Origin of the sequence: Pseudomonas sp. MG-9, from assembly GCF_018729515.1 — a bacterium.
In the GTDB taxonomy this organism is placed as follows: domain Bacteria; phylum Pseudomonadota; class Gammaproteobacteria; order Pseudomonadales; family Pseudomonadaceae; genus Aquipseudomonas; species Aquipseudomonas serboccidentalis.
Genome location: NZ_JAHHZH010000001.1, coordinates 520,525 through 542,606, shown reverse-complemented (window position 1 = coordinate 542,606; position 22,082 = coordinate 520,525). Strand labels below are relative to the sequence as shown.

Genomic DNA, 22,082 nt, shown 5'->3' with positions numbered 1-22,082 from the left:
GGAAAAAGATCAATGGCAGCGGCAATCGGGATTTTTTCAGGGTGCCATCGAACTTTTCCCGGCTCAATGGCACCAACCGCGTTAGAGACCGAATACGGTCAATTCATATGCAATGAGGTATTTGAGGTGGGTATGAACATCAAGACTCTGGGTCTTCCCCTGGCGGTAGCGGCCCTGCTGGCATTGGGCGGATGCTCGACGCCGACCGTGGTGACCTTGCAGAACGGCACCCAGTATTTGACCAAGGACATGCCGAAAACCAAGACCAAGGACGGTTTCTATGAGTTCGAGGATATTTCCGGAGCCAAGGTGAAAGTCCGCGCCGATGAGGTCGCGACTGTACGCAAAGAAGACTGACACTCCGCTGTACCTGTAGGAGCTGCCGCAGGCTGCGATCTTTTGACTTTGATTTTATAAAACAAGATCAAAAGATCGCAGCCTGCGGCAGCTCCTACAGAGGTCAGTCAACGTGCTGGGTGTTACTCGAAAGCAGGCATGCCCGGCATGCTGTTATCGCATCTGAAGTACTGGCCGCCCCGGTGCACCAGTTCTGCTTGCAGACGTCGGCAGCGCTCCAGATCCTGCCGGGCCATGCGGTCGATGCTCAGGTTACCGGTGGTTTGCGGCTGTTTGCCGTCACCCAGGCGCAGGGTCACGAACGGCTGTTCGGGCTGGATCTGAAACAGGCTTTTCTCTTCGACCGGCTCGGCCACTTCGGTCTTCGCCGGTTTCGGCAGTTGATCGGTGCTGACTCCGTAACGGCTCAGAATGGAGGTTGGCGGCAGATCGGCCCAGGCATTGGCCGATAACAGCGCCAGTCCGACAATCCCGATATACCCCTTGACCCTTCTCACGTGTGCATCTCCTGTACTCAATGACGGCTAGCTATAGAACGTGTGTGCACGTACTGGCTTTAGGCCGCTTTTGCTGTTTGCAGAGCTTTTGAGTCAGGGTGTGGCTGTCGAGTCACTTTTGATACCGAGTTGTGGCGAGGGAGCTTGCTCCCGCTGGGGCGCGGAGCGGCCCTGAAAAACTTTAATGAGCGCTACGCACTCAATCGGGAGCAAGCTCCCTCGCCACAGGTTATTGATGCATCAGGCGATCACAACGCCATCGGCACTCAGGTTATTGAGCGCCACCCCCACCAGCGTCACCGAGTCATTGCCAAACGTCAGCACCGTGTCCTGTCCCACCGTCGCGGCATGCGCGCGGAAGTCGTCGGTGGGTAACACGCCCTGCACACCGAGGAACACCAGTTTGTCGTTGGACGTAAAGCCGACCACCCGGTCCTGACCGAACGCGCCGTTGAACAGGAACGTATCCGCCCCGCCCCCTGACTCCATCAGGTCATTGCCGGCGCCACCGACAAATACGTCGTTGCCAATGCCGCCGATCAAGTGGTCGCTGCCGTCCAGCCCGAACAGCCAGTCGCCGCCGGCATGCGCCTTGAGCGTGTCGGCGCCGCTGGTGCCTTTGACGCTGGACTCGTATTGAGTGACGTTATTACCGACCTTCAGGCCGCCGGCCGTCACGCTGTGGGTCACGTCGTCCTTGAACAGGCCCCAGAGGAAACCCGGCTCCTTGGTGACGAGGCTGCCGATGTCGCGGGTGATGCTGATCCCGCCATTGGCGTCGCGGATGTACAGGTTGCCGGCGCCGTCGTTGGCGAAGTCGAACTTGTTCACCGATTGCTGCAAGTCGAGGGTGTTGCTGCCGGCGCCACCGAGGACGACGTTGTAGCCGCCAGCGTCGCGGAAGGTGTCGTTGCCGGCGCGCCCTTCGAGGTAGTCGTTGCCGCTGCCGCCCTGGATCAGGTCATTGCTGTCGCTGCCGATGATGAAAGTGCTGCCCTTGTGGGTTTCGGCGTTGCGGTTGAGGTCCTGCACCCAGGTGTTGGCCCGCGCCGGGTCCGACAGGTTGGCGACGATGATCGTCGAGTCCTTGCTGGTCAGGTCGTAGAACTTCGACTCGATGATGCGGTTCATGCCGTCGCCGTATGCGGTCGGCAGGTGCGAGATCCAGGTCGGAATGTTGAGGATGGAGAATGGCAGCAGATTCCACGCGGTCGAGGCGTAGTGATCGTTGAAGCTGACGATGTTGTCGGTGGCCGATTCCTTGGGCGCGTCATGCACGCCGACCGAGGCGCCGGTGAAGGTCGAGCCGTCGAGGGCGCGGAACACCGGATCGTTTTCGTAACCGACATTGAGCACCTTGTCGGTGCTGCTCTGGGTGGGCGAGGCGTAGGCGATGTAGTTGGAGTCAGCGAAGAACCCGCCCCACTTGCCGCCACTCAGGTCAGCCATGCTGTTGACCGCCAGGCCGCCGAGGCTGTGGCCGCTGATGAGAACGTCCTTGCCGGTGAGGCCGTTGGCCTGGGCGAACGCCACCACATCATTGAGCAGATTGCCGAACGCTTCGCCGGCGTAGTTCTTGGCGTAATCCTTGGGGCCGAAGGCCGCCAGCAAGTCGTTGATCACGTCGCCGATGGAGTCGAGGATCAGGTTTTCCCGCGGGCCGCTGGTGCCGCGAAAGGCGATGCCGATTTCCGTGAGATGGCCCTGAGCGTCGTACTTGCCGAGGATTTCGACCTGAGCGGTGGTGTAACCGGCCTTCTCGCCGAAGAAGGTGCCGCGGGCATCGGTCTTGCCGTCGTAACCCAGTTGCGAGGCGGTGATCGGTGTCCAGCCGGCGTTTTTCACGGCTTCCAGGGCGAGTTTTTCCGAATCGGGGTTCCACGGGATGCCGGGAATCACCCCTTGGGAATCGGTGCCGCCAAGCAACGCCGTGACCAGCGTGGCGGGCAGGCCGAGGCCGAAGCCGTTGTGCTGATAACCGGCCGCAAAGCCGTTATCGAGGTTGTGGTAGGAATACAGCGTGATCGCCATGGCATCGCTGAACAACGCCTTGGAATCGGCTGTGCCGAAGTTCTTGTAGTCATACACACCCATTGCTATTGCCTCTCTTTTGTTGGAATTGTCAGAGATAGCTCACAGCCAGGGCGCCCCTCGCGGGCACGCCCCGGAGCATTTCAGTACTACTTGCACACAGCCCCTGTAGGAGCTGCCGAAGGCTGCGATCTTTTGACTTTGCTCTTCAAAGCAAATCAAAAGATCGCAGCCTCGTGTCACTCGACAGCTCCTACAGGACGAGTGCTTACGCGAACACGAAAGACGAGTCCGACAGGTTAGCCACTCCTACCCCCACCAGGGTCACGGCATATTCGCCAATCTTCAGCACGGTATCGGCCCCTGACTGCGCCGCATGCTGCTTGTAGTCGTAGCCCTGCCCCGCGCCTTCGACGCCCATGAACACCAGTTTGTCGCTGCCCTGATAGCCATTGATCGCGTCGAAACCGAACGCGCCACTGAACAGAAAGGTGTTGTTGCCACCCACCGCCGTCATCATGTCGTTGCCGGCGCCACCGACGAAGGTCACGTGGCCCTTGTCGCTGAGCAGCTTGTCATCGCCGCCCAGGCCGAACAGCCAGTCACCGTCGGCGCTGGCGTGCAGCGCATTGCCGTACGCATCGCCGTTGAGCGAATGGGTGTACTGGGTCAGTTCGCTGCCATTGCTCAGCCCCTTGGCGGTGACGCCCCAGGTGATCTCCTTGCTGCCCCACCACGAACCCGACTCCTTGCTCACCAGCGCGCCGATGTCGCGGGTCATGCTGATGCCGCCGTAGGCGTCGCGCACGTACAGCGTGCCGTCACCGTCGTTGGCGAAGCTGAAGTTCTGCAGCGGCTTCTGCAGCTCGAAGGTGTTGTGGCCCTGACCGCCGAGGAGGATGTTGAAGCCACCGTCATCGCGGAAACGATCATCGCCGCCCAGCCCTTCGAGGAAGTCGTTGCCCGCCCCGCCCTTGAGCCAGTCGCTGCTCTGGGTGCCGATGATGAAGGTGCTGCCGGTGTGCGGCTCGCCGCTGCGCCCCAGATCCTCGACCCAGGTCTTGCCCCGGGACGCCTCTTCCAGGTTGGAGACGATGATCGTCGAGTCCTTGTGCGTCAGGGGGTAGAACGTTGAGTCGATCACCCGGTTCAAGCCATCGGCATACCCCAGCGAGCCATGGGCCGACCAGTTCAGTGGATTGGCGATGCTGAACGGCACCAGGTTTTGCGCCGTGGATGCGTAGTTGTCGTTGAAGTTGACGATGTTGTCGGTGGTCGATTCATGCGGCCCGTCGTGTTTGCCCAGCGACCCACTGCTGAACGTGGTGCCGTCCAGGGCGCGGAACACCGGATCGTTTTCGTAACCGATGTTCAGCACGTTGTTGCCGGTGCTGCTCTGGGTTGGCGAAGCGAACGCAATGTAGTTGGCGTCCTTGAAGAACCCGCCCCAGTTGCTGCCACTCAACTCGGCCACGCTGTTGACCCCGAGACCGCCCAGGCTGTGGCCGCTGAACAACACGTCCTTGGCTGCGATGCCGTTGGCAATGGCGAACGCGGCGACGGCCTTGAGCAGGTTGTCGAAGGCGTTCTTCGCGTAGTTGCTCGCGTAATCCGACGGCCCGACAGCGGCCAGCAGATTGTTCTTCATATCGCCGAAGGTGTCGCTGTAACCCAGCCCGCCGGTGCCCCGAAAGGCCACGCCGATACCGATCAGCTTGCCGGCCGCGTCGTATCTGCCGAGCACTTCTGCCTCGGCGCTGGTAAAACCGTCCTTCTCGCCGAAGAACGTGCCTTGCGCCCCGACCTTGCCCTGATAACCCAGCGCCGTCGCGGTGACCGGCTTCCAGGCAGTGGCCGGCAAAGGCAGGCCTGTCGGGGTGTAGGCATACAGCGTCAGCGCGATGGCGTCGCTGTACAACGCTTTGCCATCGGCATTTTTATAATCGAACAATCCCATGTTGTGCCCTCTCTTCCTTCAAACCGGCAGCCCCACGAGGGGCTGCCGGTACGCTTTTAGAACTGCCAGTCGAGGGTCAGACCCACACCGTGGTCCTTCTCGTTGTTACCGATCAGTCCGTTGTAATCCAGGTTGACCCGGACATCGCGATTGAGCGCCAGCCCGGCACGCACACCGACCACTGCCGCATCACGATCCATTGACACACTCTGCACGGTGAAGGCGCTGTTGCCATTGGCGAACGCCAGGTGGCTGTCAGCATCGACGCTGCTCAGGTTGTGCTGCCAGCCGAGGGTTGCCCCCAGTTCCAGCTGATGTTTGTCCGACAGCGCGAAGGTGCGCTTGGCGCGGACGCCAAGGGTCGACAGCACCACATCGCGGTTGTCTTCTCCGCCCTTGAGCGTCGCTGCATCACCCTTCTCGGTGAAGCTTTCGGTGTTCAGGTGCACGTACGACAGATTGGCGAACGGCTCCAGATTCATCGGATGCAGGCGCAGATCGTAAGCCGCTTCGGTGAACACTTGAGTCGTCGCCGCATCGTGCTTGGTTTTCTCCTTGGCACTGACGCCGCCGAACTGCAGATCCCGTTTCACGTCCACGCGATGCCAGCTATAAGCCGCGCCTGCGGTCAGGCGCAGTGCATCGATCTGATGCCCCAGGTACGCACCCAGGTGGTAGCTGTCGACCGAGGCCGACGAATGCGTGCCGCCGCCCATGTTCAACGAACTGTCGCTATAACCGGTAACGAAACCCAGACGGGTATCTTCAGCAATCAAGCCGTCGACACCGGCCAGCAGACCGCCGATGGAGCTGTTGGAGTCGGCGTTCTCATGCCCGCCGTCGCTCTTGCCCCACGAACCCAGCACCTTGACCCAGGCGTTGCTGCGATCATCGGTCGGTGCGTCGGCATTGAACAGATCGCGCTCGCGCAGACGCTCGCCCACCGCTTCTCGCAGATAACGGCTGTCGTTGATCAGCAGCGTGCCAATCGCCGGGTGAATTTCCCCGGACAGTTGCTGGAACGCCTGTTGCGCCGAGGCTGCATTCGGCGACAGCAGCAGGGTTTCGAACAGCGCGTTGCCCGCGCCCAGACGCTCGGCAGCCGCACCGACCGCACGCTGGTTCGGCGTCAGGCCGACACTGGCGAACGACGCGCCATTGCGCCCCACGTCCAGTTGCACACCGTTGGCCGAGTACGCCAGGGTGCCGCCAAGGAACGCATAGTTCGGCAGCACTTGGCCGAACTGGCCTTGAATGCCACCGGCCGCTTGCAGGATGTTGAACTGAGTGCCCAGCAGGCTTTTCACTTGCGTGGTGCTGAGCAAGGTCGGGCTGTTTTCCAGCGACAGGCTGACGGTGGCACCATCAATCAGCGCTGTGCCACCGGCCACGATCTTGTCGCTGCTGGTCGGCGACACTTCCACCGCGTAGGTCGAACCGCGCTCGAAGGTCACGTCACCGGCCACGTTCAGCGTGCCAATGGAGTTGCCCGGCGCGACGGTACCGCCGCTTTTCGCGGTCAGTGCGCCGATGCGGCCGTTACCGCCGAGGATGCCGCTGTCGTTGACCGTGACTGCCGATGCCAACGAGCCGTTGATTGCCAGACGCCCCTGATTGACCAGGGTCGGGCCGCTGTAGGTGTTGTTGCCGGTCATCACCAGCGTGCCGATGCCCTGTTTGGTCAGGCCGCCGTGACCGGAAATGTCGTTGCGCCAGGTGTCGAGACCGCAAGTGATGTCGTTGCACACGCGCTCGGTCGGTTTGCCCTTGTCGATGATCGCGCCGATGCCGGGCAAATCTGCGACAAACTGGCCCGAACCGTAGGCACCCTGAATGCGGAACTCTTCGGGAATGTCCTGCTCGGTGACGAACATCGCCGGGCCATCAATGCCCTTGCGCAGGTTGATCATGCCCCAGCCGTACAAGGCGTCGATGCCCGGTGCGCCGAGGTCGGTGGCGGTGGTGCGCAATACCGTGGCGACCTGATCGCCAGTCATGTACGGGAAGCGTTCCATCAACACCGCCATTGAGCCGGCCACGTGCGGCGCGGCCATCGAGGTGCCGTTGTAATTTTTGTAGCCGGTGGTCAGGTTGTCGGCGTTGGTGCCGCTGATGATCGAGCTATAGATCTGCGTGCCCGGTGCCGCGACGCAGAAGCTCGCGGTGTAGCCGCAGCGCGAGGAGAACGTACTCATGATGTACGGGTTGGCGCTGGCCTGGTCCGGGTTCCTCTGCAACGCGGCGACGGTGATCCAGTTCGGCGCGATGTCCGGCACGAAGTACCCGAGGCCGGCGATGGCGTCCGGGTTGTTCAGGTTGTAATCGTTACCGGCGGCGAAAATCGTCACGATGCCGCTGCGGGCGGCGGCAATGGCGCCGTCGTAGGCACCGCCGGGTTTGGTGCCGAGCAGCGTGCGAATTTCGTTGAACTGCAATTGCGCGTCATTGACCGTGAAGTGCGGATACGCCGGGTCGCGGCCGCCGAGGTCGAAACGGTCAGTGATGCCGATGCCCCAACTGTTGTTGATGATCCGCGCGCCACTGGCGATCAGCGCATCCCAACCGGCCTTGTACACCGCGCCGTCGTTGCCACGGACGATGCCGTCTTCCGGGCCTGGGTCGCCGTTGTCGGCGCTGATGATCTGCGCACCGAACGCCACACCGTGCATCGGCCCGCCGTCACGGCTGCCGGCAGCGATACCACCGACATGGGTGCCGTGGGCACCGAGCTTGCCGTCGGAACCGACCGAGGGCGAACCGTCATAGCGGAACGCATCGCCGGCTTTGACCGGGATGTACGGGTCGGTGTATTCGCGGATCCCGCTGGTGACCAGGGTCACGACTTTATTGCTGCCGGAGAACTCCGGGTGCGCGGCGTACACCGGCTGGTCAAAGATCCCCAGTTTCACGCCTTTACCGGTGTAACCGGCAGCGTAAGCGTGATCGGCGCCAATGGCGCCCAGGCCCCACTCGGCCTGGAACTCGGCACTGCGCCAACTGGCGGGATCGCCGGTGCGACCGTTTTCCACGTAAGGCGCCGCGTGCGCGGTGCCCCAGGTGGTCAATGCGCAGAGTACGGCGCAGTTGAGGGTTTTCATGGCGAAGCGACCACCCGTTTGCGCGGGGGTATTGTTGTTATTCATCCAGCGACCTTCCTTAGTGTTGTTGAGAAAAATCCGTTTACTTCAATCTCATGAATGCTGCTTTTTGTGGCCAGGGAGCTTGCTCCCGCTGGGGCGCGAAGCGGCCCCTGCATTTTCCCAGTCGAACCCGGTTTGTCGGATTTGCGACTGCTACGCAGCCGAGCGGGAGCAAGCTCCCTCGCCACTGGTATGTGCCCACGGAACCTGTAGGAGCTGCCGCAGGCTGCGATCTTTTGATCTGGCTTTTAAAAGATCGCAGCCTGAGGCAGCTCCTACAGGGGGGCGCGTACCCCCTCCGTCAGAACTGCCAGTTCAGGCTCAGCCCCACGCCATGGCTCTTCTCGCGGTTGGCGAGTTGCCCGTTGTAATCAAGGTTGACCCGCACGTCCTTGCTCAACGCCAGGCTGGCTTGTACGCCCACCAGCGCGGCATCGCGCACCAGCGCCGAACTCTCTACCGCGTACGGTGTGCTGCCGCTGGCAAAACGCAGATGCTGTTCGGCGTCGATGTCGCTGAGGCTGTGCTGCCAGCCGAGGTGGCCGCTGACGTCCAGCGCCTGCCCGGCCGACAAATTGAACCGCTTGACCGCCCGCACACCAAGGGTGCTGAGCACCGCATCACGCTGGTCGCCGGTGCTTTTCAGCGCCGCCGCGTCGCCCTTTTCGGTGAAGCCGTCAGTGTCCAGATGCACGTAAGCGAGGTTGGCGAACGGCTCCAGCGCGACCGGTTGCAGGTTCAGGCGATAAGCCGCTTCACCGAAGACCTGAGTGGTGGCCGCGTCGACCTTGGTTTTCTGTTTGGCGCTGACATCACCGTACTGCAGATCGCGTTTGACGTCGGCGCGATGCCAGCTGTAGGCCGCACCGGTGCTCAGGCGCCAGGCGCCGATGTCGTGACCGGCGTAGGCGCCGAGGTGATAGCTGTCGACCTTGGCCGACGAATGCGTGTCCGAGCCCATGTTCAGCGAACTGTCGCTGTACCCGGTGACCAGACCGATGCGGGTCTGCTCGTCCAGCGCGCCATCGACGCCGGCCAGCAAACCTCCGATCGAGGTGCTGTAGCGCGACGTGTCCTGACCGGAGTCGGTCGAACCCCAGGCGCCGAGGGCCTTGATCCAGCCGTTGCTGTGCGTGGCGTTTGCATCGTGCAGGCGTTCGCCGACCGCGTCGCGCAACTGGCGGCTGTCATTGATCAGCATTGAGCCGAGCGCCGGGTAGATTTCGCCGCTCAGTTGCTGGAACGCCTGTTGCGCCGAGGCCGCCGAGGGCGACAGCAGCAGGCTTTCGTACACCGAATGACCGGCGCCCAGGCCTTCGACAGCCGCCGCCACCGCGCGCTGATTCGGGGTTTGCCCGACGCTGGCGAACGAGGTTGCGTTGCGCTGGATGTCGAGCTGAATCGCGTTGGCCGCGTAGTCGAGGTTGCCACCGATGAACAGGTAGTCCGGCAACACCGCACTGAACTGGCCTTGAATGCCCCCGGCTGCTTGCAGAATGTCGTATGAGTGGCCGAGCAGGCTGCGGGCTTCAGTAGTGCTGAGCAAGGTCGGGCTGTTTTCCAGCGACAGGCTGACGGTGGCGCCGCTGATGCTTGCGGTGCCGCCGGCGACGATACGGTCGCTGTTGGTCGGCGACAGCTCGACCGCGTAGGTCGAACCCTGCGCAAAGGTCACGTCACCGGCAACATTCAAGGTGCCTATGGAATTGCCCGGCGCCACGCGGCCGCCGTTGTTGGCTGTCAGCGAAGCAATCCGCCCGGAGCCGCCCAGGGTGCCGCTGTCATTGACGGTCACCGCCGAGGCCAGCGAACCGTTGACGCTGAGCAAGCCGCCATTGACCGTGGTCGGGCCGCGAAAGGTGTTGTCGCCGGTCAGCAGCAAGCGCCCTGCTCCGGATTTGATCAGGCTGCCCTGATAGACCCGGGTCGCCGCTGCGGCATCACGGGCCATGCCCACTGCGTAATCGGTCTGATCCTGCTGACTGGCGCCGGCCGGTACGCCGTTCTGCCAACCTTTGTCCTGCAAGGTCTGCTGCCAGGCGCTGTGTTCGGCGAGGTCTTCGCCCTGACGCTGGAGCAAGGCCTTGTCGGAGATGTCATTGCTCCAGACGTCGCTTTGCCCGGCAGCCAGGTTGGCATTGAACGCCCCCAGCAATTGCCCCGGCCCGCGCATCGCCCGGTTCAGGTTGGCTACGCCCCAGCCAACCCGCTCGGTCGGTGCATCGGTGACCGAGCCGTCGAGTTGCGTGGCGGTGGTCAGCAGCACTTCGAGCGCCTGCTGATTGTTCATGTACGGATAGCGTTCCATCACCAGCGCCAGTGCCCCGGTGGCGTGCGGTGCGGCCATCGAGGTGCCGGACTTGATCGCGTACCCGCCGCCCGGGATGGTGCTGTCGATCTTCGCCCCCGGCGTGGTGATGCACCAGTATTTGGCGATGCCGCACTGGTTGTACTTCTGCTGATTGCTTTGATCCAGCCCCGACACTGCCAGCCAGTGACCTTCGAGATCCGGCTGAAAATATGGCAGCGCCGAGCGCACGCTGGCGTTCGGGTAGCCGCTGTTGCCAGCACTGAACACGTTGATCACGCCGCGGCGCGAGACGTCCGCCGCGGCATCAAGCCAGGTGCCCTGATTCCAGTGCTGAGCATAGGCCGCGTGCAGATCGGCCAGGGTGCGATAGCTGACATCCGGCGGCTGGCTGCCCCAACTGTTGTTGATGGCGCGCACGCCAGCGTCAGCCAGAGCGTCATACACCGCTTTGAAGTAACGCGGATCGGGTTTGGGGCCAAACAGGAAGCTGTCGTTCTTGTTGGTATTGCCGACGTAGATTTGCGCGTTGTATGCCACGCCGTGCATGCCATTGCCGTCACGGCTCGCGCCCATGGTGCCGACCACGTGGGTGCCGTGGGAGTCGTTGTTGGGGTTGAGGGTGCCATTGACGCTGAACAGCGAACCGTCGACATAGCTGCCGGACGCCAGTACCGGGTGATAACGCTCGGTGGCGAACTCGGGGTGGGTGGCATCGAAGCCGGAATCGAGAGCGCCGATCTTCACGCCCTTGCCGGTGATCCCGGCGGCGTAGGCCTGATCGGCCTGCATCCGCGCCAGACCCCAGTCGCGCTGGAACTCGGCGCTGCGCCAACTGGCCGGATCGCCGGGTTGGCCGGATTCGACGTATTGCGCATTGGCTTGCGCGATGGAAACTGCGAGCAACAGGGTGCCGACCGCCGCCGGCTTGATGCGTACTTCCATGTTCACCACTCACTTTTCTTATTGTTTTGCAGGCGCTAAAAGCCGGATCAAAAGATCGCAGCCTTCGGCAGCGCCTACAGGGATTGCTGTGTCAGCTATGTCGCCATGTTCTTGCTCTTGGTAGGAGCTGCCGCAGGCTGCGATCTTTTGATCTGCTTTAAGCACCTACAGGAATTTTGGTGTTACCGGGGTTTCGGGCCTTGTCCAAAGGCCTCATCCACCCGCGCCAGGTCCTGTTCGTTCAGGGTTCCCGCGTAGTAATGCAGCTTGGTCCAGGCCATCAAGTAGTCGTAGCGTGCCTGAGCCAGATCGCGGCGGGTGGTAAATAGTTGTTGTTCGGCGTTCAACGCATCCAGATTGGTTCGTTCACCGCCAAGAATGCTTTGCTTGGTCGACACCACCAGCGCTTCAGCCGAGGTCAGTGCCTTCTGATAAGCGCGCAGTTTGTTGACACCCGACAGGCAGGCACTGAACTGCCGGCGCAGTTCGATCAGGGTCTCGCGGGTCTTGCCGTCGAGCTCGTATTCCGCCTGTTCCATGGTGCGGCTGGCCTGACGGGTCGAGGCCGACACCCCGCCCCCGGCATACAGCGGCACGCTGACTTCGAAACCGATGGTGTTGGTTTCATAGCGCTGGTTATAGGTGTTGCCGCTCTCGGATTCGTTCTGACGCATCGAGGCGTAGGCGTTGACCTTCGGCAGATGCCCGGCGCGGTTGCGCTCGACTTCGTACCGCGCCACTTCCACGGCCTGACGTTGCGACGCGAGGTTGGGGTTGTTGCTGATCGCCAGTTCATGCCAGGTGTCGTAGTTGGCCGGCATCAAGGCGAAGGTCTGGAAGTTCTGATCCAGCGGCGCCAGATCGCCGATGTCCACCGCCGGCACGCCCACCAACGCCCCGAGTTCGCGCAGTGCGGCGTCTTGCTCGTTGCGCGCCTCGATTTCCTCGGCGGTCGCCAGCTCATAGCGCGACTCGGCTTCAAGGATGTCGGTGCGCGTGCCCTCGCCTTGCTTGAACATGTGCTCGTTCTGCTGGAACTGCTGCTCGTAGGCCTTCTTCTTGGCCTGAGCGATGTCGATCTGATCCTGGGCGAACAAGGCTTTGGTGTAGTTGTCCAGCACCCGCACCAGCAGTTCCTGGCTCTTGCCGCGAAACGCCTCGTCGGCGAACAGCGACTGCGCCACACCTTTGCGATACGCCGCGTAGGCTTCGTAGTCGAGCAGCGGCTGCTGCACCGTCAGGGTCGAACCGTAACTGTTGTAGTTGCGGTCCTCGGTGCGGTTACGCGCACGCTCGTCCAGCGAGGTGGCTTTCGACGAGTTGCGGCCCTTGTTGTAGTTGTAGCCAACCCTGGGCAACAGCCCCGCGCGGCCGATGATGCGGTTTTCCAGGCCCGCGTCGCGTTCCTTGATCGCGCCGAGGAACACCGGGTCGTTGCGCAATGCCTGCTCGTAGATCTCGAATGGCCCCATGGCCGCCAGCGCGCTGTTTCCTGCGAGCAGCGCGAGCGCTGCTCCCAACATCGAAAGCTTATTCATACAGCCGAACATCCTTATTCTTCGGTCAATGCAGAGCCGGCCCGATCGAGCAGCGGTTTGAACAGGTAGTTGAGCAGTGAACGTTCGCCCGTGCGCACGAACATCTCCGCCGGCATACCGGGCTTGATCACCAGGCCGTGGAGTTTTTCCATCGCCTGATCACTGACGCTGCTGCGCAACACGTAGTACGGCACGCCGGTTTTCTCGTCGACCATCTGGTCGGCGGAAATCAGGCTGACCTCACCCGGCACGCGCGGGGTCTTGCTCTGGTTGAACGCGGTAAAGAGGATGTCCACCGGCAAATGCGTACCGACCTTGTCGATCAGGTTGATCGGCAGGTGCCCTTCCACTTCCAGGGTGGTGCCTTGCGGAACGATCTCCAGCAGGGTTTCGCCCTGACGCACCACGGCGCCTTCGGTGTGCACGCCAAGGTTGACCGCCACACCGTCGGCGGTGGCGAGGATTTCGCTGTGCTGCAGGTCGAACCCGGCCGAAGTCAGTTGCTCGGACAGGGTCACGCTTTTGAGCTGTGCGTCGGCCAGTTGCGTGCGCACTTCTTTCTGATACTCCTCGCCATGCTGTTGCAGCTTCAGACGCGATTCGAGGATGCCCTGCTCCACGCGGCCGCTTTCACCGGTGTTCTCGGCCAGTTGCTGCTGCACTTGCGACAGCTGACGCTGGTATTCCATCAAGCGGTTGCGCGGGATGTAGCCGTTGTCCGCCAGCGGCTGCAGATTGCTCAGTTGCTGTTGCAGAGAGTCGGCCTGGGCATTGAGGTCGGTGCGGGCGCGACGCATGCCGGCCAATTGAGAAGTGGCACCTTCGATGCTCGCACGCAACCCGGCCTGCTCGCGGTAGAACGCTTCGCGGCGGCTGCTGAACAGTTGGCGCTGACCTTCAAGCACCAGCGCCAGGCGCGGATCCGGGTCGTTGCTCAGCTCGGCGGGAAAGGTGATCGCTTTGAGGTTGTCGCGCTCGGCCTGCCAGCGCGCGAGGCTGGCCCAGGCCATGCGGTACTGGGCTTGCAGCGATTGCACATCGGCGGCGACTTGCGTCTGGTCGAGGCGGAACAGCGGTTGGCCCTGTTTGACGATCTCGCCTTCGCGCACCAGGATCCGGCTGACCACGCCGCTGCTCATCGATTGCACGGCCTTGCGTTTGCCCGACACCACCACGGTGCCCTGCACCGGAATGCCCTGATCCAGTGGCGCCAGTGCGGCCCAGGTGAAGAAACTGCCGGCACCGACGAGGGCGAGAATCCAGCCCATGCGCGCGAAGAATTTCGCATCGCGCTCCGGGCGCTCGGTGATGTAGGCGTGTTCCATGTTCGCTTCGTTTTCAGTGTTCATGCTGGCGCTGCTCATACACCCGAATTCCTTGTCGTGGGCTGGTACTGCCGGCTCATGCTGAGCCCGCCCGGTGCCTGCGCAGATTTTTCCCGTTGTTGTTCCTGGGCGCCGGACAGCGCCTTGAGTACATCCTGACTGGCGCCAAACGCCTGCAAGCGGCCGTCATTGAGCACCAGCAACTTGTCAGCCTGAGCCAATACCGAAGAACGATGCGTCACCAGCACCACCGTGGTGCCTTTGGCCTTGAGCTGGGCGATGGCACTGGCCAGCGCCGCTTCACCGACGGTGTCGAGGTTGGAGTTCGGCTCATCGAGCACTACCAGGCTCGGGTCGCCATACATCGCGCGGGCCAGAGCCACGCGCTGCTTCTGACCGCCGGACAGGCCACTGCCGTCCTCGCCCAATTGCGTGTCGTAGCCTTGCGGCAAGCGCAAGATCATCTCGTGCACGCCGGCCTGCTGCGCAGCGGCCACGACTTTTTCCGGGCTGGCCTCGCTGAAACGGGCGATGTTCTCGGCAATGCTGCCGCTGAACAGTTCGATGTCCTGCGGCAAATAACCAACGTACGGGCCGAGTTCGTCGCGGTTCCAGCGATGGATGTCAGCACCGTCCAGGCGCACCGTGCCACCGAGGGTCGGCCACACGCCGACCAGCACTCGGGCCAGGGTCGACTTGCCGGAACCGGAGGCGCCGAGCACGCCCAGCACTTCGCCAGCGCCCAGATTGAAATTGATCATGTGCAAGGTCGCCGCGCGCTGACCAGGAGGGCCGGCACTGACTTGCTCGAAGGTGATCTGGCCTTTCGGCGCCGGCAGCGCCATGGCGTCGTCACTCGGCGGGAACGCCTGCAGCAGCGAGTCCAGACGACGGTAAGCAAGCTTCGCCCCGCTCCACTGTTTCCACACCGCGATCAACTGGTCGATCGGGCTCAGCACGCGGCCCATCAGGATCGAACCGGCGATCATCATGCCGGCAGTCATGTCGCCCTTGATCACCAGCAAGGCACCGAGGCCCAGCACCAGCGATTGCAGGCACAGGCGCAGGGTTTTACTGATCGAGCTGATCACTGCGCCAGTGTCGCTGGCCTGGTTCTGCAGGCCGAGGAAACGCGAGTGCACGCCAAACCAGCGCTTGCGCAGCGCCCCGAGCATGCCCATGGCTTGAATGGTTTCGGCGTTTTGCAGGTGGCTGGTCGCCAGTTGGCTGGATTTCTGCGAGAAACCGGCGGCTTCGCCCAGCGGCGTCTTGGTCATGTATTCGTTGAGGCACGCCAGCGCAATCAGCAGCAGCGCGCCGGCGGTGGCCAGCACACCGAGCCAGACATTGAACAGGTAGATAACGAACAGGTACACCGGGAACCACGGCGCATCGAAAAACGCGAACAGGGCCGGCCCGGTGACAAATTGACGAATGTGGGTCAGGTCGCCCAGCGATTGCCCGGCGTTGCCCTCGCCCTTGAACAGGTTGCGCTCGAACGCCGCCTGATACACCCGCAGGTTGAAGCGGCGCTCCAGTTGGCTGCCGATGCGGATCACGATGAAGCTGCGGATCACTTCCAGCATGCCGATGAACGCAAAGAACCCGACGACCATCAACGACAGCATCGCCAACGTGGTTTCGTTCTGCGAAGACAGCACGCGGTCGTAGACCTGCAGCATATAAATGGAGGGCACCAGCATCAGCACGTTAATCAGTGCGGTGAAGCACCCGACGCTGATCAGAATGCTTTTATAGTCACCCAAAGCCTTGAATAAGGGAGCGGTGGCTGGGGCCTTCGCCATCTTCATTGATTATTCCTGAAATGTTTCCCCGCCACTGTTCGGCGAGACGCTTCTATTAATTATCCGTGCACTGGCCGGCGTATCTCTTGCAACTATTCACTGACACTTCAACAACAACTTCGGTTATTCAACCGGCTATTCGCTGTATTGCCGTGACGCTTATAACTGCAACGTCGAGCCTTATATTCAATGCCAGTCGTTCTGATCTTCACGGCTGTGGCGCATTGCGCTTGAGCGTAATCACCAGACCCGACTTCAAAGTACTCAGATAAAGCCCATCACGTTGTCGGCTGAAAAACTGGATTCTTGAACCTTCCTTGCCGGTAATCGACATGCCGTCCGGGTCGGGAAACCAGCCGATCGGCATTTGCTCAAGCCATGCCCCCAGGCAATCGGCGCCCTTGCCCAGAGTCTGGTTGGGTTCCAGATCGATCAGGCAGGTGTTCGAGGGTTTGTCCTGCAATGCCTGCGCCTCTGAGGCGTCATCGGGCGCCGTCAGAATGGCTTGCCACTGCCCGGCGAAAACTGATGGATCTTCAAGTCTGAGGCTGCTTGCCATGGTTGCTTCTCCAGAAATCATGATGAACGCCGCTGAAAGCCACGCCATTGCCTTGTAGGTAAAAGCTTTACAGATCATGAGAAAACTCGCTCCGGCCCGTAGCCTTGCCCAGTGCTCAAATGGATGCAAGCAAAGAAAGCGGCGCATCACGCGCCGCTTCCCGTTTCACATCACGCCACGATGTCGCTGGTCGCTGCCTGGCCAACGGTGCTGACCTGGAAGTCCGCCACACCGTGTCCGGAGAAGTCCACCGACAACAGACTGTTGCCGCCCGACGAAGTCAGGATCGCGTCGCCGGCTGCACCGGTGAAGTTGCTGACGAAGTGCAGGCCTGCACCGTTGGTGATGGCGCTCAGGTCGATTTTGTCCAGACCGCTGACGAAATCGAGGATCTGATCGATCGCACCCGGCTTGGAGTCGGAACTGGCCGCGAACACAAACGTGTCCGAACCTGAACCGCCCCACAGTTTGTCCCCGCCACCGGCGCCGTAGATGATGTCGTTGCCGGCACCGCCCTTCAGCTCGTTGGACACACTGTTGCCGATCAGCAGGTCGTTGCCCGAACCACCGATGGCGTTCTCGATGGTGACACCCTTGGCGATCGACACGTTGCCGATCATGCCGCCAACGTCGGAGAACGAAGCTTCATTGAGGTTGATCTTCTGGTTCTGGGTGAAACCCGAGAAATCCAGAGTATCCTTGCCGCCCGCATCCCACACCGAGAACACCAGCTTGTCGCTCGACGACGAAGCGCTGAGGAAATCGCGACCGGCGTTGGAGTTGAAGCCGTAGGTGGTGTCACCGGTACGGGTGTTCAGGTTGGCACCGTAGAGCTTCTGGATCGCCGCGATGTCGTCCATCAGCGGGCCGGAGGCATAGGCTTCCACACCGCCCTTGCTGAAGTTCTGGGCGGTGTTGCTTTCACTCCAGTAACTCATGAGGCTGTAACCACGGGTGTCTTGCCCGTAGGAAGCATCGTTATAGGTCGGGTTGCCTTCGCCGGCGTTGTAGTCGCCAGGGTGAGACAGGCCCAGGGTGTGACCGATTTCGTGCGTCAGGGTTTGACGCCCGTAATTGTTCAGCCCCGGGGTTTTGTTGACGTCATAGCCACTGCCGGTCAGGTACCAGGACTGACCGTCATAGCCTGGCTCGGTGCCTGGCAGGAAGGCAAACGCCGCCGCGCCTTCCTGACCGCCGCTGTAGTTACCGAAGGTCATGTGACCATCGCCACCACGGGCAGCTTCGGTGAACGTCACGTTGGCGACATCAGCCCAGGATTGCATGGCGAGCACCGCCTGGGTTTTCTGCAGGGCACTGAACTGACTGAAACCGGTGACACCCAGGCCGCTGAAGTTGGCGGTTTTGGCGGTCAGAAAGGTATAGGTCAGTTCGATCTTGCCGCTGTTGTCCAGATCGTGCCAGGAAGCACCATCCCGCAGCAGTTGCGTGGCGGCTTGATCCACCGAGAAGGAGGGTTTGCCATTGACCGTGAGGTTGCCACCACGGTCGTACTGGTGGCTGAAGCTATTGATCTGGTTCCAGGCGGAGCTGGTTGCCGCCAAGGGTTGCACTGCGCCTACCGGCACGAATGCCTGTTCGGCGGTATCAATAGCGTTAGCTTTTACTTTCGACATAAACACACTTCCTTGTTTAGCAATGGAACAGTTTTTGTCAGATAGCGACAATCCCTGGCGAGATCGTCCTATCACTCGCCCAATGAAGGCATCAGAAACCTGACACAATTTGAAATCTGTCGTCTAGCGTTTTTTTGAGATCAAATTGAACTGTTCCGGCAAGTGCCCGTAAACAATGACTGCGCGCTGGAGAGAATGTTTTGAAGTGGTTGTTTCTGCCGATTTTCCTGAGGATTTTCTATTTAATTATTAAATATCGGTAAGTTGTTTTTTGTTACGTATGTCTCACTTTGGTGCATACCCGGCATGAGGGTTTTAACATTGATATCAGATACCGTCCCCATGACATTCTTTGAATGCAAGACCCTCGTTTTTTGCCGAGTATGGATTGAAACGCTTTTGGATGGGACAGATCAGAACTTGCGAATGTCAAAGACAACGTTAACGCTAAAGCTGTCAACGCCGACTGTCTTCGTTGTGAAAACCAGCTTGCCGTTAATGTCATTGTTGGGATGATGCTCCAGTATGACGTGCCCCGAGCTGGCCGCGAACGTGCAATCTGGTTCACCAGCACCGAAAGTTTTCAGATTGAGGTGGCCGATCTGCGGGTCTTTAACATCGTACGTTCCAGAGGGCTATGATTTGTCCTTGAAACTGAGCCCTATCAATAAACTCCTGCCAGATCCCCCCGGCTCAGGCATGGTGCCGTGAAACCGCAGCTCTCCGTTCAGTTCATCACGCCAGATCCAGTCGGATGTAAAATTGATCTCATGCTGGTTGGAGAGATTGATCACCTTCCCTTTGATTTCACCTTCTGCTACACCTTTTTCACCAATGTGATGCTTTTCACGAAATTGCTCGGAACTGGACATGACTGTCTCCTGGGGGTGCGAAGGATCGACGACCCTTCTGCCCGCCATTGAACAGCAAAAGCATAGAGTTGAAACCTGTCAGATATGACAGGTATAAGCCACAAGCACTTATCGCTTTTTTTTATAAACCTTGCCTTGAGGAGCATCGTGGATATTGACGATGCGCCACCCGAGGAATGCCTCAGCTACCGGTCCGGATCTTGTTCCACACCCGCGTGCGGATCCGGTCGATATTCAGCGGCATCGCCTCCAGCGCAAACAGCTTGCCCATCATCTCCGGGCTCGGATAGACCTTGGTGTCGCTCTTGATCGCCGGGTCGATCAGGCCGTCAGCCTGTTCGTTGCCATTGGCGTAGTGCACGTAATTGCTGATGCCGGCCATCACGTCCGGGCGCAACAGGTAGTTCATGAACGCATAACCGGCCTTCTCGTCCGGCGCATCGGCGGGCATGGCGACCATGTCGAACCAGATCGCTGCACCTTCCTTGGGAATCGCGTAACCGATGTCGATGCCGTTCTTGGCTTCCCTGGCGCGGTTTTCCGCTTGCAGAATGTCGCCGGAGAAACCGACCGCGACGCAGATATCACCATTGGCCAGGTCACTGGTGTACTTCGAGGAATGGAAGTAACTGACATACGGCCGCACTTTCATCAGCAGCGCTTCCGCCTTCTTGTAGTCTTCGGGGTTCTTGCTGTGTGGCGGCAACCCGAGGTAATTGAGCGCCGCCGGCAGTAATTCCGGGCCGTTGTCGAGGATGGCGACCCCGCATTTCTGCAGTTTTTCCATGTATTCGGGTTTGAAAATCAGATCCCAGGAATCCACCGGCGCGTTGTCGCCCAATACCGCTTTGACCTTGGCGATGTTGTAGCCGATGCCGGTGCTGCCCCACAGGTACGGGAAGCCATGCTCGTTATTCGGGTCGTTGACCTGCAGGGCCTTGAGCAACACCGGGTTGAGGTTCTTCCAGTTCGGCAACTGGCTCTTGTCGAGCTTCTTCAGCGCCCCGCCCTGAATCTGCCGGGCCATGAAGTGGTTGGACGGGAACACCACGTCGTAACCGGATTTGCCAGTCATCAACTTGCCGTCGAGGGTTTCGTTGCTGTCATAGACGTCATAGGTGACGCCGACGCCGGTGTCTTTCTGGAAGTTTTTCGTGGTGTCCGGCGCGATGTAGTCGGACCAGTTATAAACCTTGACCGTTTCGGCGGCATGGCTGATCGAGGCGGCCAGCAGCAGCGGCGCCAGGGTGAGTGCTTTCTGGAGCATGGGTCGATTCCTGTAGAGACTATTGTTGTTGGCAGGCAATCAAAGGATCAAAGCGTCAGAAAATCAGGACGTAGGTCTTGCGCACGGTCTCCTGGATGTCCCAGATACCGAGCGTGTTGGCCGGCAACATCAGTGCGTCGCCACCTTGTATGTGCAGGGTTGCGCCGCCGTCGTCCGGGGTGAACGTGCAACGGCCGGAGATGAAGTGGCAGAACTCCTGAGCGGTAATCTGTCGGCGCCAGCGCCCCGGGGTGCACTCCCAGACGCCGGTTTCGACGCCGTCGTCGCGCTCGACACTGATGATCGAGGCAATGGCGACCGGCTCACCGAGTGGCACGGCGACCGGACTGGACTCGTCGAGTTGCAGGGTGGCGGTGTTTTTGAACTGCGTAATGCTCATGGCGGGACCTGTCTTTTGAAGAAAAAGGCGGTTAGTGCATGAAACCTTCCATGAAGCCCGCCACCTGACTGGCGAGCTTGCGCCGCCACGGTGCGGTAGCAGGGTTGGCGAGGGTCTGGTCTTCGTGGACGAAGCTTTTGATGATCGCGTTGTAGCCAAGCCAACGGCACGGCTCCGGCTCCCAGGCGCGCAAGGCATGAATCCCGCCATCCGGCAGCACCCACGGCTGGTGTACCAGTTCGGTATCGCGCTCCAGAATCAGATCGGCCAGGGTGCGGCCACCGAGGTTACTGGCACCGACGCCCTCCCCGCCGTAACCACCGGACAGCGCAATGCCGTTGGCGCGATCGCAGAGCATGTGTGGTTTGAAATGCCGGGACATGCCGAGGTTGCCGCCCCAGGCGTGGGTGATCTGCACGTTTTTCAACGGCGGGAACAGTTCGCCAAACAGATAGCGGCGCAGTTCGACTTCATCGCGGGTCAGATCGAAGTTGTGGCGCAGCTTGCCGGCGAACTGATAACCGCCGCGAGCACCGAAGATCAGACGGTTGTCAGCACTGCGCTGGCCATAGGTGACCTGACGGCTGAACTCGCTGAACGCCTGGCCACGGTTGAGGCCGATTTCATTCCAGATCGCTGCAGATAACGGCTCGGTGGCGACAATCAGGCTTTGCACCGGCAACTGATAGCGGCCCAGCGGTGGCAATGTGACCGAATAGCCTTCGACGGCCGGCACGATCCAGCGACTGCGCACGCTGGCCTTGGCGGTGCGCAAGCTGCCGGACTGCCAGTGGGTGACCGGGCTGTTCTCATAAATCTTCACGCCCATGTTCTGCACGGTGCGCGCAAGGCCACGCACCAGCTTCGCCGGGTGAATGGTCGCGACGTGCGGCGCATAGATGCCGCCATAGGGCTTGGCGACGCGAATCTGTTGCGCCAGTTGCTCCGGGCTCAACCAGCGGTAATCGTTGTCGGTCAGGCCTTGGGCATGCAGTTTGGCGAGGTATTCGCGCAGGCTGGCTTCCTGCTCCGGGTAGCGGGCGGCGCAATACAGCACTCCGCCTTTGCGGTAATCGCAGTCGATACCCTCACGTTCGAGGACAATTTCCACTTCATCCGGGATGCTGTGCAGCAGATCAAACGAAGCGCGGCGCTGTTGCGGCGACAGGCCGGCAAGCAGTCGATCCTCGCCCAGCAGGTTGCCCATCAGCCAGCCGCCATTGCGTCCGGACGCACCGAAACCGGCGGTTTGCGCCTCGACAATGGCAATGTCGAGGCCCGGCGCGAGCTTCTTCAGGTAGTACGCGGTCCACAGCCCGGTATAACCGGCACCGATGATCGCCACGTCGACATCCAGATCCCGTTCAAGCGCCGGCCGCGCGATCAGCGGCTCATCGAGTTGATCCATCCACAAACTGATAGTGCGCCACGCCGGCATGCAAGACTC

At 61.0% G+C, this 22,082-nt stretch carries 15 protein-coding genes; 1 reads left to right on the top strand and 14 read right to left on the bottom strand.

Going from position 1 to position 22,082, the window contains the following annotated elements:
* Nucleotides 1-132 precede the first annotated feature (132 nt).
* Entirely contained in the window at nucleotides 133-357 is a 225-nt protein-coding gene (locus tag KKQ10_RS02515) for a YgdI/YgdR family lipoprotein (protein WP_127647508.1), read from the top strand.
* Between the two features lie 122 nt (nucleotides 358-479).
* Here the strand turns inward: KKQ10_RS02515 and KKQ10_RS02510 are convergent, their stop codons facing one another.
* The 14 genes from KKQ10_RS02510 to KKQ10_RS02445 form a co-directional block, all read right to left on the bottom strand.
* Entirely contained in the window at nucleotides 480-854 is a 375-nt protein-coding gene (locus KKQ10_RS02510) for a hypothetical protein (protein WP_215500066.1), read from the bottom strand.
* Nucleotides 855-1,094: 240 nt separating this feature from the next.
* Nucleotides 1,095-2,948, bottom strand: coding sequence for a polyurethane esterase (locus KKQ10_RS02505; protein WP_215500065.1), 1,854 nt, complete (start codon nucleotides 2,946-2,948; stop codon nucleotides 1,095-1,097).
* A 205-nt stretch (nucleotides 2,949-3,153) separates the two neighbouring features.
* A complete protein-coding gene (locus tag KKQ10_RS02500) occupies nucleotides 3,154-4,842 on the bottom strand; it encodes a polyurethane esterase (protein ID WP_127647514.1) in 1,689 nt (562 codons plus the stop codon).
* A 56-nt stretch (nucleotides 4,843-4,898) separates the two neighbouring features.
* Nucleotides 4,899-7,985, bottom strand: a complete 3,087-nt coding sequence (locus KKQ10_RS02495; protein ID WP_215500064.1) for an autotransporter serine protease — start codon at nucleotides 7,983-7,985, stop codon at nucleotides 4,899-4,901.
* A 298-nt stretch (nucleotides 7,986-8,283) separates the two neighbouring features.
* On the bottom strand, nucleotides 8,284-11,235 hold the full coding sequence (gene eprS, locus KKQ10_RS02490) for an autotransporter serine peptidase EprS (protein WP_215500063.1): 2,952 nt from the start codon (nucleotides 11,233-11,235) through the stop codon (nucleotides 8,284-8,286).
* A 182-nt stretch (nucleotides 11,236-11,417) separates the two neighbouring features.
* Nucleotides 11,418-12,785: a TolC family outer membrane protein gene (locus KKQ10_RS02485; RefSeq protein ID WP_127647521.1), complete on the bottom strand. Its 1,368-nt coding sequence runs from the start codon at nucleotides 12,783-12,785 to the stop codon at nucleotides 11,418-11,420.
* Between the two features lie 2 nt (nucleotides 12,786-12,787).
* Entirely contained in the window at nucleotides 12,788-14,137 is a 1,350-nt protein-coding gene (locus tag KKQ10_RS02480) for an HlyD family type I secretion periplasmic adaptor subunit (RefSeq protein WP_127647523.1), read from the bottom strand.
* Nucleotides 14,134-15,909 carry a type I secretion system permease/ATPase gene (locus KKQ10_RS02475; protein WP_127647525.1) on the bottom strand — a complete coding sequence of 592 codons (1,776 nt, stop codon included), beginning with the start codon at nucleotides 15,907-15,909 and terminating at the stop codon, nucleotides 14,134-14,136. Before KKQ10_RS02475 ends, KKQ10_RS02480 begins: the two co-directional genes overlap by 4 nt.
* Before the next feature lie 202 nt (nucleotides 15,910-16,111).
* Nucleotides 16,112-16,540, bottom strand: a complete 429-nt coding sequence (locus tag KKQ10_RS02470; RefSeq protein ID WP_215500378.1) for an AprI/Inh family metalloprotease inhibitor — start codon at nucleotides 16,538-16,540, stop codon at nucleotides 16,112-16,114.
* A gap of 92 nt (nucleotides 16,541-16,632) precedes the next feature.
* Nucleotides 16,633-18,096, bottom strand: coding sequence for a serralysin family metalloprotease (locus KKQ10_RS02465; RefSeq protein WP_127647527.1), 1,464 nt, complete (start codon nucleotides 18,094-18,096; stop codon nucleotides 16,633-16,635).
* A gap of 635 nt (nucleotides 18,097-18,731) precedes the next feature.
* Nucleotides 18,732-18,968 carry a hypothetical protein gene (locus KKQ10_RS02460; protein ID WP_215500062.1) on the bottom strand — a complete coding sequence of 79 codons (237 nt, stop codon included), beginning with the start codon at nucleotides 18,966-18,968 and terminating at the stop codon, nucleotides 18,732-18,734.
* Nucleotides 18,969-19,149: 181 nt separating this feature from the next.
* On the bottom strand, nucleotides 19,150-20,235 hold the full coding sequence (locus KKQ10_RS02455; RefSeq protein ID WP_215500061.1) for a polyamine ABC transporter substrate-binding protein: 1,086 nt from the start codon (nucleotides 20,233-20,235) through the stop codon (nucleotides 19,150-19,152).
* Between the two features lie 55 nt (nucleotides 20,236-20,290).
* Entirely contained in the window at nucleotides 20,291-20,635 is a 345-nt protein-coding gene (locus KKQ10_RS02450) for a cupin domain-containing protein (RefSeq protein ID WP_215500060.1), read from the bottom strand.
* 31 nt (nucleotides 20,636-20,666) lie between these two features.
* Nucleotides 20,667-22,073 carry an NAD(P)/FAD-dependent oxidoreductase gene (locus tag KKQ10_RS02445; protein ID WP_215500059.1) on the bottom strand — a complete coding sequence of 469 codons (1,407 nt, stop codon included), beginning with the start codon at nucleotides 22,071-22,073 and terminating at the stop codon, nucleotides 20,667-20,669.
* Nucleotides 22,074-22,082: the final 9 nt, after the last annotated feature.

Coding starts and splice junctions, on each gene's coding strand:
- KKQ10_RS02505 (WP_215500065.1), bottom strand. CDS start 2,948: ATGGGTGTGTATGACTACAAGAACTTCGGCACAGCCGATTCCAAGGCG.
- KKQ10_RS02515 (WP_127647508.1), top strand. CDS start 133: ATGAACATCAAGACTCTGGGTCTTCCCCTGGCGGTAGCGGCCCTGCTG.
- KKQ10_RS02455 (WP_215500061.1), bottom strand. CDS start 20,235: ATGCTCCAGAAAGCACTCACCCTGGCGCCGCTGCTGCTGGCCGCCTCG.
- KKQ10_RS02500 (WP_127647514.1), bottom strand. CDS start 4,842: ATGGGATTGTTCGATTATAAAAATGCCGATGGCAAAGCGTTGTACAGC.
- KKQ10_RS02445 (WP_215500059.1), bottom strand. CDS start 22,073: ATGCCGGCGTGGCGCACTATCAGTTTGTGGATGGATCAACTCGATGAG.
- KKQ10_RS02465 (WP_127647527.1), bottom strand. CDS start 18,096: ATGTCGAAAGTAAAAGCTAACGCTATTGATACCGCCGAACAGGCATTC.
- KKQ10_RS02495 (WP_215500064.1), bottom strand. CDS start 7,985: ATGAATAACAACAATACCCCCGCGCAAACGGGTGGTCGCTTCGCCATG.
- KKQ10_RS02470 (WP_215500378.1), bottom strand. CDS start 16,540: ATGATCTGTAAAGCTTTTACCTACAAGGCAATGGCGTGGCTTTCAGCG.
- KKQ10_RS02480 (WP_127647523.1), bottom strand. CDS start 14,137: ATGAGCAGCGCCAGCATGAACACTGAAAACGAAGCGAACATGGAACAC.
- KKQ10_RS02450 (WP_215500060.1), bottom strand. CDS start 20,635: ATGAGCATTACGCAGTTCAAAAACACCGCCACCCTGCAACTCGACGAG.
- KKQ10_RS02485 (WP_127647521.1), bottom strand. CDS start 12,785: ATGTTCGGCTGTATGAATAAGCTTTCGATGTTGGGAGCAGCGCTCGCG.
- KKQ10_RS02460 (WP_215500062.1), bottom strand. CDS start 18,968: ATGTCCAGTTCCGAGCAATTTCGTGAAAAGCATCACATTGGTGAAAAA.
- eprS (WP_215500063.1), bottom strand. CDS start 11,235: ATGGAAGTACGCATCAAGCCGGCGGCGGTCGGCACCCTGTTGCTCGCA.
- KKQ10_RS02475 (WP_127647525.1), bottom strand. CDS start 15,909: ATGAAGATGGCGAAGGCCCCAGCCACCGCTCCCTTATTCAAGGCTTTG.